Raw genomic sequence first — 12,593 nt, 5'->3', positions numbered from 1 at the left:
ACAAACCCCATGACGACACGTGCAGCGATCGCAGCGAAACTCGACGACTTCTCCTTTCAGAAGATGAACTTCGGCGGGTTCCTGATGAACAAGCGGGCCAAGAGCTCGCACGCACTGTGGACCCGCACCTCCGACAAGGGCGTCACGGAGCTGACGCTGCTCACCACACGAGACTACGGCGAGGGGAACGTGTACGACGTCGCGGCCTTCGCCCTCGACGGAATCGTGCCCGCGGAGGTCGTCTCCGAACTCCGGCAACAAGCGGATGCCCTCGCCGACCAGGTCAACCTGCGCGCACACGGCTATGTGTACACCTGCCTCGAGCCCTGGGACGGGGGCGGCACCATCTGGATCTCGAAGAAGCCCGAGTTCCGCGCTCTGAGCCGGCTGGACCAGGGGATCTACGTGATCCCCATCCAGCGACTCACCGGCACGGTCGAGCCGCGTTGGCTCGCGTGGGCACGTGAGGGCGATCAGCTGAACATCGCCATCGTGTACAAGCCCTGACGGTGCCGACGCTCCTGGAAGGCGAGTCCGCCCCGCACGCCGACGAGCGCGTGCCGGGCGGCCTCGCCCTCATCGGGTCGTCGCTGGCAACGGTCGGCATCGCCGCCGTGATCGCGTTCTACCTGCTGCCCGTGGGCTTCGGCCTGACCGGCGCGACGCTCGTGCTCGCGCAGGTCGCCGCGATGCTTCTCTGCGCGGCGATCGTCGCCTCGTCGACGATCGCCGTTCGCCGGCATCATCGACATCGGGCCGCTCTCGCCGCCGTCGCAGAGACACTCGGCTGGGAGTTCCGCACGGATATCGGCGACCGCGTGTGGGGTGGCTCCATCGATGAGCAGATCGATCGCGGCGCCCGAACCGCACGGGATCATCTGGACGCGCGACACGCGGCCCTCCCCTTCGACAGCATCGAGCGCACGTTCGTCGTCGGCGACCGCGAGGGGGCGACGATGCACACGGTGCGGGCGGTGCGGATCCCCCTTCCTTCCGAAGCGCCGCGTATCACGCTCCGATCACGGCGCGGCGGCGGCGCACTCAGCGTGCTCCCCCGACGTCCGACGGGCGCGTCCCGGATTCGACTCGAGGGCGACTTCAGCGACGTCTTCGAGGTTTCGGTGCCGGCGGGCTACGAGACGGATGCGCTCTACGTGCTCACACCCGACCTGATGGTCGTGCTCCTCGACCAGAGCGCCGACCTCGATCTGGAGATCATTGACAGCACGCTCCACGTGTACTTCCCCGCCGTCGACCTGACCGACGATGAAGAGCTGCGCGACTTCCTCGCCGTGATCGCTGCCTTGTACGACCGCTTCGGACGCCGCACCATGCTCTATCGCGACGAGGCCGCCGAACCGCTGGACCCGGCGTCCTACCGCCGCGACGGCGACACTCTCGCCGATCGGGCGCGCGGGGTCGACACGCGCGTGCGATGGTGGCCCGTTCTCCTGGCAGTGGCCACGCCCCTGGTGCCGATGCTCATCGCCGTCGTCTGGCTGCACTTCGTCGGGTGACCTTACGCGAGATCTGCGGTCCGCCGAGAAGACGCCGGATGGCCGTCTCAGGGGTCACCGAGAGATCGAGTGTCCGTCCGCGCGCGTACTGACTGAACACCCGTGGATCGATGTAGCTTCCGCGTGCGACGGCGGTCGTGTTGCCCAGCGCCGTCGCCGCCGCCTGCACAGCGAGGCGCTCCGCCTGGCTCCGGTGGTTGCGGCTGTCGAGCTCACCGATCCGAGCGAGGGCGTCGGCCGCGATGATCGTGCCGTGAAGAGTGCGGAAGTCCTTCGCCGTGAAAGCGGCACCCGTGACATCTCGGAGGTACGCATTGACCTCGGCGGGGGTGATGCGTACCCGCCGACGCCCTCGGCGGTACGCAAGCAGGAAGGCCGCAGACTTCCCCGCGGCGAAGTCGGTCAACGCCTCGGCGAGCGTCTCGTCGGTGATCTCGATCGACGCCGTACGGCCGCTCTTGGCAGGGAACGAGAGCGCCAGTTCACTCCCCTCCACCCGCACATCCCGCCTCCGCAGTGTGGTGAGACCGCGGCTCCCGTGGCGGACGAGATACCGTTCCGACCCGATGCGGAGGGCCGCATCGTCGAGAAGCCGGAAGGCGACGGCGAGGGCGCGCTCCTTCGTCTGCCCCTCCTGCGCGAGCGCACGGGTGACCTGGGCCCTCGCTCGAGGAAGCGCGGCCGCGAGATCCAGCGCCCGCACGAACTTCCGGCGATCCCGGGTGACTCGCCACAGGGGGTGGTAGAGGTACTGCTTGCGTCCCGCGCCATCGACGCCGACCGCCTGGATGTGCGCGAGCGGGTCGGCCGCGATCCACACGTCATGCCACGCGGGTGGGATCACGAGGTCGTGGATCCGCTCCCGATCGGCCTCGGGCGCCGTCTCACCGGCCGGGTCGACGTAGCGGAATCCGGATCCGGATCGCACACGTCGGAAGCCCGGGTCCTCCCCCGGAACCACACGGATCAGTCTCGCCATGCTGCTGCCTCCCTCGAATGCCTTCGATCGAGGATGGCGGCGCCGTGGGATACGCGGAAGGGAGTGGCGTCGCGGCGACGACCGTGCTATTCCGCGGTCGGCTCGACGTCCGGTGCCGCGAACGTGCTGCGCATGTGATCGCTCGTCAGGAAGTCGGCGATACCGATCATGATCAGGCTGAAGACGATCTGCTCCGACACCATCCAGAGCGGATAGAGGCCGGGGATCGCCGCCATGACCAGCGTGATCACGGGGAAGATCTGGGCGAACAGGCGCAGGCGCTGGTACGCCCACCGCCACCCGCGCTGCGCTCGCCACGCGAAGTAGAACAACGTCGCGGTCATCGCGAGCACGACGAGGGTGCGCATCCAGACCGCGAACGACACCGACTCGCCATCGACCGCCAGCACCAATGCGACGATGACCGCACCGACGCCGATGACGAGTTCGACCACCAGGAGCCAGAGAATCCAGGTGAATGCCCGGACGGTCTTGGGATGCGTGCGGTCCGCCTCGCTGATCGCGACGCCGGCCTTTCGTCCACCGGCGATCCGGTCCAAACGGAGGAAGAGAGACTCCAGAGCCATGAGGGGAGCCTATTGCGTCCGCGCGTCGTCGACGTCGACCGTTCGATGGATGTCGGGTGCGCCGTTCGCAGCCGGTGGTACCGCCCGCTCCAGCACGAGCGCCAGCACACCGACCGCCAGGCTTCCCGCGATCATGACGCCGATGAACCCGATGTCCAGTCCCGCACCGAGCATCACACCCGCCACGAGCGGGCCCGTGATCGCACCGCCCTGGAACGCCGCGGAATTGATCGCGTTGTACCGGCCGCGCGTGCGGTCGGACGCGAGATCGTTGTAGATCGCGGGAACGGTGGGCTGCAGCATCGTCTCTCCGAACGCGAAGACTCCCATGTAGGCGATGACGCCGATGGCGGCGGCGACTGTGTCCGGCAGGAAGCCCGTCGCCCCGAGCACCACCCACGACAGGGCCCAGATGAGGGCCATCACCTGCATCACCCGCGTGCGCCTCTTGCCGGAGATGACCCGGAGCACGGCGAACTGCAGAAGCACGATCACCGCGGTGTTCACGGCGAATGCGATGCCGACGACCTGCGTCGACACCTGTGACATCTGGCGGGCGAACGCCGGGAAGCCCGCCTCCATCTGGCCGTATCCGATGAAGACCGAAAGGAAGGTCAGAAGAGTCAGCCAGAGCACGGCCGGCCGCCGCAGGATCTCTCGATACCCGCCCACCGGAGGGGCGTCGGCCTCGGCGTCGTGCTGCGTGCGCACACGGCGGAGCGGTCCGAGGAGGAGCGCGAGCGGGATGAGGCTGCTCGCGGCGTCGACGAGGAAGATCGTCGTGAAGGTGGCGGGATCGCTCACGTCCACGAAGAAGCCGCCGATCACGCCTCCGACGCCGATCCCCAGGTTGACGAGCGCGAAGTTCACACCGAAGTACTGCTGACGTACCTCTCCCTCGACCACCGTGGCGATGAGGGCGTTGAAGCCGGGCCAGGAGACGCCGAAGTTCACCCCGATCAGCATGACCGCGACGGCGGCGACAACCGGATGGGTGGCGTAGGCCAGCAGCGCGCATCCCGCGATCATCGACAGCAGCCCGACGATCAGCACCCGCCGTGCGCCGAAGCGATCGATGAGAGTCCCTCCGGGGCCTGTGACGATCAGCCCGGTGATCGCGATGAGACTCATCAGCGCTCCGGAGATGCCGAGGTCGAAGCCGCGCACCTCATGGAAATAGATGATCGTGAACGGCAGGGTCATACCGCGACCGAGCGTCTGGATCGCGACCGTCGACAGCAACCACCGCCCCTCCGTGGGTAGGGCGTTCCAGAAGCTCCTCATACCGATCACCTCGATATTCTTGCGGATGCCGGAGACATCGCGTTCGCGAGCGGATTGTCGGACGAGGCGGCTTTCTGCCATCATCACGAACATGGCGCTGTCACTCGAGGAATTCCGTTCCGCACTGGTGGACGCCGGTTCCCGGCAGGGGCTGGGCATCCGGCTCTCGGACACCGAAGCCCAGCAGGTCGCGGCCGACCCGCACGCCGCCCAGAGCTGGTACGCGTACTGGCAATCCATGAACCCGCAGACGGAGCCTGCCGCTCCCGCGTTCCCCGCACCCGAGACGACCCCGGCCGCCGAGACGGTGCCGCTCGGCGGACACGACTTCGCCCAGACAGCGGCGTTCGCATCCGCTCCGCCGGCGTACGCCGGTACGCCGACCACAGCGATCCCTTCTCCCGGTGCCCCGGTCCCCGGCGGACCGGAGAAGAAGAGCCGGGTCGGTCTCTGGGTCGCGCTGTCCATCGTCGGTGCCCTGCTGCTGCTCGCGATCATCGTCGTGGTGGTGGCGTTCACCACCGCCCGGCACTGGACGAAGGTCGATGCGCCCGAGAAGCCCGAGACCTTCCACAGCGAGGAGTACGAGACCGGTCTGTACCTGGTGGCGGACGACGGCGTGAGCCCGTGCGCCGTCGATCAGGACTGGACCGACTGCATCGACGCGATGGAGGCCCAGTATGCGGGAGCCTGCGCCGGCGTCGAGCTCGTTCCCGCCGCGGCGATGCTCTGCGAACAGCATCGCGCCGAGATCGATCGCATGCGCGCGGAGGACTCCGAAGGATCGGTCGTCGCCTCGCTCGGAGACTTCGGCCACCTCACCCGCACACCGGAGGTCGCGACGCGACAGGTCTCGAACAACGACTACGAAGCAGCAGTCACTCACGAGGCCGTCTGCTACCTCGGGTTCCTCGGGGAGTGCGACTGACGATACGGGTGCTCGCGCGTCGACGACCGACGGTCAGACCCCCGCTTCCGGCAGACCCACCTTCGCCTTGGCCCAGGACCGACCGCGCGTGTCCTTGAGGATGTCGTACTCGACGTCCACATGCGGCTCGATCGCGCTGTACTTGTCGTTCGGCGCACCGATGACGAGCTGGAAGCCGAGCCCGCGCCACGCACCGATCGCACGCTTGGTGAAGTGGGCGTCGGCCTTGATCAGCGCCTCGTCCATGAACACCGGCGCATAGCGAGGTCGAGCGGCGCCCGCGTCTCCGAGCTGGTACCGGAGGGCGGCCCCGACGATGAACGCGACGAGTTCCTGCGACTCGCCTCCGGACTTCTCACCGATGTGATCGTAGAGCGCGACGTGCTCTCGCGTGGCGGCTGTGACGCGCTCCGCGCTCACCCGCACATGGTTTCGCACATCGATGAGCTCCGCGAAGTCGGGGGCGGTGCGGCGCATGCGCGCGATGAGGCGACTCATCTTGCGGTACACGGTCTCCCGCTCCGCATCCGTCGCCGCCGCATCGATGAGTCCCCGCACCTCACGGAGCTCACGGCGGAAGCGCTTGCGAGCCTCCGTCTGGTTCTCCCGGGGGGTGATCTGCAGACGATGATCGTCGTCGTAGAACGGCAGCTCCTCCATGATCCGGTTGATCGGATCGATCCGGTCCTTGATCTCACGGAGCGACCGGCTGAGCGTCGAGTCGAGACTCGTCAGGTCGTTTCCCGACAGTTTGAGCAGGCTGTCGCGCCACTCGGTCTCCAGCTCGTGGAGCCCGTTGGTCTGGAGAGCCTCCAGGATGCTCTCGAACTCCCCGACCGAAGCGTCGGGATCCGGAAGGATCGTGAGGGTGTCCCAGCGCTCGAGGAACCCCGTCATGAGTCGGCGCATGCTCTCGCGCTGCTGCTCGTGCGCCTCGGCCGCCTCGCGGCGGTCATCGAGAAGGCGCTGAGCTGCCGTCCTGAGGGCGGTGTCCAAATGGGTCAGGCGCTGCGCCGCCGTCGCGGATCCTCCGGTCTCGGCGTGCAGGAATCGGCTGTCGAGGAACGAGGCGTGCCCGTCCGCGAGCACGAGTCCGGATGCCGCGGCAGAGTCGATGACCGACTGACAGCTGTCGACGTCGTCGGTGACCCGACCCCACTGCTCCTGGGTCTGAGCGAGCTCGTTGCCGAGACGCGCCTCTTCATCGCGGAGCCGCGCCGCCCGCGCCCGCAGTTCTTCGGCCTGGCGCTTGAGTTGCGCGATCTCGGGGCTGGCCGTGGTGACCTCCGCCTCGACCGCGAGCCAGCGCTCCCGCTCGGCCTCCACCGTGACCACATCGATCTGCTCCCACGTGAGGTCCTCGATCTTCGCGAAGGATGTCGACCGCGCCTCGATGCGGTCGAGGGCGGCCTCGGCCTCGTGCGCAGCGGACGCGCACTCCTCGTGCTGCGCCGTCAGCCGCCGCAGCTGTTCGTCGATCTCGCGCAGGCGACGGTCGTTGGTGAAGCCCAGGACGTTGCTGCGCCCCTGCCCTCCGTGGGCACCTCGACTCCCCTGGGACACCTGGCCGCTGATCGTGAGGGTCTTCTGGTGTGCGCCCAACTGCGACGACGAGTCGACACAGACGTATCCGAAGCGATCCTGAAGTCGCTGCTGAAGCCAACCGGTGAAGGGCGTCGGGAGGTACTCGAGCCGCCCGGGAAGCGTCTTCGGGTCGGCGTTCCGCACCTCGGGGATGCCGGTATGGACGCCTTCGTAGTTCAGACGTTCCGGGGTGCGCACGGAGTTGATGGCCGTGCGGAACGAAGCGAGGTGCTCGACGTCGATCAGAAGCGTCCTGGCGAAGCCTCCGAGCGCGAGGTTGAATGCCTCCCGCCACGGCTCGAACTCGGTCCGCAGCTCGATGAGCTCGCCGACGAACGGAAGATCGGCCGGGTCGAGCCCGACCGCTTCTGCGAGCAGGCTGCGCGACTCGTCGAGATGCGCGGGGATGCTCCCGCGTACGCGACTCGTCTTCTCACGCTCCTCGCGCAGGCGGCGGATCTCGGCCTCCGTCGTCCGGCGTGTGCTCTCGGCATCGGCGAAAGCGGCACGGGCAGCACGGATCTCGGACTTCGGAGCCGACCCCCGAACGTCGGCGGCGAAGGCGTCGAACTGCGCGGCGGTCTCCACCTCCGCTCCCAGCTCCCGGACGATGATGTCGAACTTCGCCCGCTCCCGCCGGACGTCGTCCACTCTGCGCTCGGCGACGCGGAGTTCGCGCTGAGCTGTCTCGAGACGGTCGCCGCCGGACTGGCGCAGCACGTCGAGAAGCCCTTCGCGCTCGACATCCGCGGCATCGACGAGAGCACGTTTCTCGCGCACGGCAAGACTCAGCGCGCGGGAACGATCCCCCAGCTCGACCTCCACGTCGCGCAGGAGATCGAGGCGTCGCTGCGCGTTCCAGAGGGCGGCCAGAGAGGTCGGATCCGTGAACACGCCGACCTCGTCGATCACGCGCACACGCTCGGACGCCGAGACGATGCGGTCTTTGATGCCCCGGATCGGCTCGAGCGCGTTCACCTGCTGCTTCGCCGTGAGCATCCTCATGCGCGTGCTCTCGAGCTCGTCGAAATGCGCCACGACGGCATCTGCGGTGGCCATGGTCTCGGGCTCTTCGAGGACGAGCTTCTTGTACAGATCGTCGACCGTCGTGATCTGCTGCCCGGCCTGGATCCTCGCCAGAAGACTGATGGCCTTGGCACCGGAGCCGGCCGCACCGATCCCGAGCACCGCCTGCAGGCGCGCCGCGAACTCACGGTCCGTCGCGAGGGTCTCCAGCCCCGTCGCCCGCACCGACGCATCCGAGAGCCGCTGCGTCGCCGCGCGCTCCAGCAGTCCCAGATCGAACGCCCCGTTCACGGTGGCCCTGACCCGCGTCGTGTCCTCGAGGACGCGCGCATCCGCGGGGATGTACCACGCACGCACGGCCGTGAACCGCGACCCGTCGTGGTCGATCCACGTCGTCGCGATCGCACTCCACGTGTCCTCCCCGTCTCCGCGGAGCACACGCAGCTTCGTGCCCTCCTCGGTGCGGGATTCGTCGATCTTCCCTCGCCCGTAGGAGAGGATGTTCCGCTGCTCCTCGCCGCGCGGGCGACCCGTCACACCACCGTTCGACGCTCCGTTGAACGGCGTCGTGTGCGGCATCATCAAGGCGATGTACGCATCCATCAACGTCGACTTGCCGGAGCCCGAGCCTCCGCAGAGCAGGGTCGCGTGCGGCGAGAAGCGCACACGATGGGGTCCGCCGTCGTACCCGCCCCAGTTGATCAGCTGCAGCTCCTCCGCCACCCACTGCTGCCCGCGCGAACCCGCCGGGATGAGGCCGAAGAGCGTGTCGACCATGGTCATCGTTCCACCGCTTCCTGCGACCGCAGCCAGTCGCGGAGTTCTTTCAGGGTCTCGGCGCTCAGGACGACCTCGACGAGCGCGCTGATGCGATAGCGCCCGCTGGTCTCCTCCTGCACGATGCCCTCTCGATCCAGGCGATCCATCGCGTTCCGGATCGCCTTCTGCTGCCGGGCTGTGCCGCCGTCGACGTCACTGAAGTAGCTCAGCACGGTCTGCTCGAGATCCTCGATGTCGATGCGCACGGATGCCTCGCCGGCGGCGGACTCGCGCTGATAGACCGTGCGCAGATGCACGAGAACCAGGGTCTCGGCGCGTGTGTACGGCGCGTCCTTCAGCAACACCGGCATGTCGATCTCGTCGGAGCGCAGCTGCTGCTTGTATGCGAACCCGCGGCCGTGGTCGACGACCAGGCGGAGGTAGAGGTCGTTCAGGCGCGACTCGATCACGTGCTGATGGTCGAGCAGCAGGGCCCATTCCCGGCGGTTGCGCTCCGCGGCGATGAAACGGCGCTGGAGGATGTGCGCGAGCAGGCGCCGGATCTCGGGGTCCAGCGTGCCGCGGTCACCCGCGAAGTGCTCCTCGATGTCGTCTTCCATCGGGACCGGGGCGATGAACGGATCCTCGACCGGCGTCTCCGTCACGAGGCTCTCTTCAGGCATGTGATTCTTCCTTCGGGTTGCGCGCCGTGACGGCGCCGAAAGCGAAACGTCGCGTCGATCCGTCCGGACGCCGCGCTTCGACCACCGAGACCTCCTCGCCCTCGGTCATGCCGTTGCGGTGCGCGATCTCGAGCAGTCCGACGAGGTCGACTGGACGACGGGTATCGTCGGCTCCCTGGGTGAAGGCCGCGGCGAGGTCGAACTCCGGGCCGAGACCCGACACGTACTCCTCGAGCTCCGCATATCGCGGACCGCCCCACGCGCGGGAGTCGACGTCGGCGAACTCGACGTCGTCGGCGTCCGCGAGAGGTGCGGGGACGGCCGGCGGGCGGATGCTGCTCACCGTCTGCCTGAGGTGCCCCAGATCTGCGAGCGGGAGACTGCGCACCGGCGAGTCGCTCGCCCCCGCACCGTCCCAGATGTGGAGAGCGGCGATGACGTCGCGCAGCAGATCGTCGATCTGACGGTCCCGCAGCGGATCGTGGGTCTTCACCTGGCCGGTGATGACGTGCGACGCTCGACGCTGTGCGGCGAGGACCTCTTCGACGCCGAGCTCGACCCGACGTCCGATGGCGTCGAGTTCGGCACGCTGCGTGCTGTCGAGCATGCGGGCGAACGGCTGCCGGAGCAGGCCGTGCAGCTGTTCGGTGAGCGCGTCGATGCGATCCGGATCGCCGATCAGCCGCAGGGCGCCGGAGAACGCGCGCCCCTCCGGGGTCGAGTTCATCACGTCCTGCGCGCGTCGCAGATACTCGCGGAGCACCTCGCCGGTCGGGCGTTCGTCACGCCGCAGATGGGCGACGACGTCGCGCTGCATGAGCTTGAGCGACTCGGCGACGCGGGTGAAGTCGGCGGGGAGCTCCCGTGCCAGGTGCAGCACGTTCTCCGCTTCTTCGAACAGCTCTTCATCGTCGAGCGGATCCGCCCTGCCCGATTCCTCGATCCGATCGATCTCGGCGTCGAGTGCCGCCCGCTCCTTCCGAAGACGAGCCAGGCGACGCTCGGGATCGGCCTCGGCGCTGTCGGAGAGGTGCTCCACGGCGTCGAGGAGCGTTCGCACACGGGAGTTGGATACACGTGTGCGCCCCCCGCCCGTGCGTCCGGCGATCTCCAGCGCCTCGACGGCGTGCGCGGAGAGTCGGTACACCTCGATGTCCTCGTCGATCTGCTGCACCAGCCAGCCCAGTCGCACCCAGTTCCGCGCGACGTCGCGGCCGGTCCCTGCGGGAACCCGGCGGTCGTCATCGTCGGAGCCCGCTCCCCTCAGCTCATCGAGGATCTCGGCGAGCTCAGCCTGGGCGTCAGCGATCGGGATGGATGCCCGGTCTGCCGTGAACAGCAGCGAGAGGGACGCGACGACGAAGGGCGCGAAACGTCCGTGGAGGAGGTCGAGGGTCGGCGTGCTGAATGCGGTGACAGCGCGCGAGAATGCCGCTTCTGCTCGTGTTCCTGTCACGTATTCACATTACTCGGCGCCCTCGACATCGCCGGACGCGACGCGGGGTGACGACGCGAGCTGAACCGCTACCGCGAGAACTCGGTGCGCGTGAGGGGTGTGCTCTCCCGCGATGCCGTGACGAGGAACGTGACGGTGTCGGGCAGGTAGCGGTCCTCGCCGTACTCGATCGGCTCGCCTGCCGCGGTGTAGCTCACGCGGCGCACCCGCAGCAGCGCGCTCGCCCGACGCACGCCGAGCAGCTCGGCGTCGGCGCTGGACACGGGGACGGCATCGATGGCGTGCTCGGCGAACGCGGTCACGATCCCGAAGTCACGCGAGAGCGCCTCGACGACGGAGGCCTCGTCATCAGCGATCGAGGCCAGCCGATCGGCGATCCAGTCCGGGTAGCTGGTGCGCTCCAGCATCACGTCGCGGCCGTCGATGCTACGCGTCCTGGTCACGCGCAGCACACGCGTCCGCGGGCTCACCCACAGGCGACGCGCCTCCGCCGCGGTCGCCTCCCCGAACTCCTTGCGACGCACCTGCCCGCCCGGCGCCAGACCCTTGGACCGCGCCCACTGCGCGAACGAACGCAGTTCTTCGAACGACTGACTCTGTCGGCCCGAACGAACGGTCCAGCCCGCGCCTTGAACCGGGGATACCAGCCCTCGGTCCTCGAGACCCGCGAGAGCCCGTCGGATCGTGCCACGGGTCGAGCCGTAATGCAGACTCAACTTCGTCTCCGACGGAAGACGGGAGCCCGGAGAGAACTCCCCATCGATGATCCTGGTCATCAGATCGCTCATGATCTCGCGATGGGAGCGCGGGGTCGCCGGTAACACCGTCTCAGACTAGGTGAGCCGCGATACCGTCGATCGCGCGATCAGGACAGCAGTTCACAGTTGTCCCCCGCTGCACGCCCGCCGGCGGCTATCGTTCAGACGTCGTTCATCTGCACGCCGCCCCGTGCACACCACGGAGCGGGGTAATCGTCCCGTGACCTCGTCGACGCCCGCTTCCGATCGCTCCGCTTCTGATCGCTCCGCCTCTGATCGCTCCGCCTCCCCTCGTTCCACCCCCGCGCGGCCCGCCGCGGCTCGACCCGCCGCCGTGCTCTTCGACCTCGACGGCACACTCGTCGACAGTGAACGGGCGTGGCTCGACGTGATCAGCGCCCACCTCGCACACCTCGGCACAACGGTGTCGTCGGCGCAGCTCGCCGGGTTCGAAGGGCTGTCCGGCATCGATGCCGCCCGCGCTCTCATCGGGCTCGGGAGTACGCGTGCGAGTGCGAGCGCCCTCGCGGCGGAGCTGGAGCTCGTCACGATCGATTCCTTCGCGGGGCGTCTGGAATGGGTCGCCGGTGCCGAGGAAGCACTCGCGCACCTGCGGCGCGAGGGAATCCGAATCGGTCTCGTGACCAGCTCGACCAGGGCATGGGTCGATGCGGTCGCCGAGAACGTGAGCCTCGGCGTATTCGACGTCGTCGTGACCGCGGACGATGTGCGACGCACGAAGCCGAGCCCAGAACCCTATCTGCGGGCGACCCGCCTGCTCGACGTCGATCCGGCCGCGTGCCTGGTGTTCGAGGACTCCGAGGTCGGCGTGCGTGCTGCCGTCGCTGCCGGATGCCGCGTCGTGCAGGTCCGGGCCGACCACAGGGACGCGAGCGGCACGACGGCCTGCATCCCCGACCTCCGCGCCGTGACGGCACCCTGGGTCGCTTCACTGATGCCCTCCCTGCCCGCGCTTCCCTGACGTCCCCACACTTCTCGACCGCCTTCCGAACCCCGACGACACCTGCGAGG

11 protein-coding genes are annotated in these 12,593 nt (G+C 68.3%); 4 read left to right on the top strand and 7 right to left on the bottom strand.

Annotation, left to right across the window (positions count from 1 at the left end; all coding sequences use genetic code 11):
* Nucleotides 1-9 precede the first annotated feature (9 nt).
* The gene (locus ACLFA2_RS17635) at nucleotides 10-507 is read left to right on the top strand and encodes a hypothetical protein (RefSeq protein WP_021200411.1); all 498 of its coding nucleotides are present in this window, start codon (nucleotides 10-12) and stop codon (nucleotides 505-507) included.
* Between the two features lie 2 nt (nucleotides 508-509).
* Nucleotides 510-1,517, top strand: coding sequence for a DUF3137 domain-containing protein (locus ACLFA2_RS17630; protein WP_167254263.1), 1,008 nt, complete (start codon nucleotides 510-512; stop codon nucleotides 1,515-1,517).
* On the opposite strand, the gene ACLFA2_RS17625 is transcribed toward ACLFA2_RS17630, so the two are convergent.
* From ACLFA2_RS17625 to ACLFA2_RS17615, 3 genes are all read right to left on the bottom strand, one after another.
* On the bottom strand, nucleotides 1,483-2,496 hold the full coding sequence (locus tag ACLFA2_RS17625; RefSeq protein ID WP_021200409.1) for a DNA topoisomerase IB: 1,014 nt from the start codon (nucleotides 2,494-2,496) through the stop codon (nucleotides 1,483-1,485). The two genes, ACLFA2_RS17630 and ACLFA2_RS17625, sit on opposite strands and share 35 nt — an antisense overlap.
* A gap of 86 nt (nucleotides 2,497-2,582) precedes the next feature.
* Nucleotides 2,583-3,083, bottom strand: coding sequence for a hypothetical protein (locus tag ACLFA2_RS17620; RefSeq protein WP_021200408.1), 501 nt, complete (start codon nucleotides 3,081-3,083; stop codon nucleotides 2,583-2,585).
* 9 nt (nucleotides 3,084-3,092) lie between these two features.
* On the bottom strand, nucleotides 3,093-4,367 hold the full coding sequence (locus ACLFA2_RS17615; protein WP_426621728.1) for an MFS transporter: 1,275 nt from the start codon (nucleotides 4,365-4,367) through the stop codon (nucleotides 3,093-3,095).
* Nucleotides 4,368-4,458: 91 nt separating this feature from the next.
* Between ACLFA2_RS17615 and ACLFA2_RS17610 the strand changes: the two genes are divergently transcribed.
* Nucleotides 4,459-5,295, top strand: a complete 837-nt coding sequence (locus tag ACLFA2_RS17610; protein ID WP_029259065.1) for a hypothetical protein — start codon at nucleotides 4,459-4,461, stop codon at nucleotides 5,293-5,295.
* A 33-nt stretch (nucleotides 5,296-5,328) separates the two neighbouring features.
* On the opposite strand, the gene ACLFA2_RS17605 is transcribed toward ACLFA2_RS17610, so the two are convergent.
* From ACLFA2_RS17605 to ACLFA2_RS17590, 4 genes are all read right to left on the bottom strand, one after another.
* Complete coding sequence (locus ACLFA2_RS17605) at nucleotides 5,329-8,688, bottom strand: ATP-binding protein (protein WP_426621727.1); 3,360 nt, start codon at nucleotides 8,686-8,688, stop codon at nucleotides 5,329-5,331.
* Nucleotides 8,685-9,347: a DUF4194 domain-containing protein gene (locus tag ACLFA2_RS17600; protein WP_021200404.1), complete on the bottom strand. Its 663-nt coding sequence runs from the start codon at nucleotides 9,345-9,347 to the stop codon at nucleotides 8,685-8,687. Before ACLFA2_RS17600 ends, ACLFA2_RS17605 begins: the two co-directional genes overlap by 4 nt.
* Nucleotides 9,340-10,803, bottom strand: a complete 1,464-nt coding sequence (locus tag ACLFA2_RS17595) for a DUF3375 domain-containing protein (RefSeq protein WP_426621726.1) — start codon at nucleotides 10,801-10,803, stop codon at nucleotides 9,340-9,342. The genes ACLFA2_RS17600 and ACLFA2_RS17595 overlap by 8 nt, the downstream gene beginning before the upstream one ends.
* 68 nt (nucleotides 10,804-10,871) lie before the next feature.
* On the bottom strand, nucleotides 10,872-11,627 hold the full coding sequence (locus ACLFA2_RS17590; protein WP_235045236.1) for a GntR family transcriptional regulator: 756 nt from the start codon (nucleotides 11,625-11,627) through the stop codon (nucleotides 10,872-10,874).
* A 268-nt stretch (nucleotides 11,628-11,895) separates the two neighbouring features.
* Here ACLFA2_RS17590 and ACLFA2_RS17585 point away from each other — a divergent pair, with 268 nt between their 5' ends.
* Nucleotides 11,896-12,543, top strand: a complete 648-nt coding sequence (locus tag ACLFA2_RS17585) for an HAD family hydrolase (protein WP_426621725.1) — start codon at nucleotides 11,896-11,898, stop codon at nucleotides 12,541-12,543.
* Nucleotides 12,544-12,593 lie beyond the last annotated feature (50 nt).

This window comes from Microbacterium sp. As-52, assembly GCF_049949185.1.
Taxonomy (GTDB): Bacteria; Actinomycetota; Actinomycetes; order Actinomycetales; family Microbacteriaceae; genus Microbacterium; species Microbacterium maritypicum_A.
Note: the sequence above shows the minus strand (reverse complement) of the source record. Positions and strands in the feature narration are given on the sequence as shown.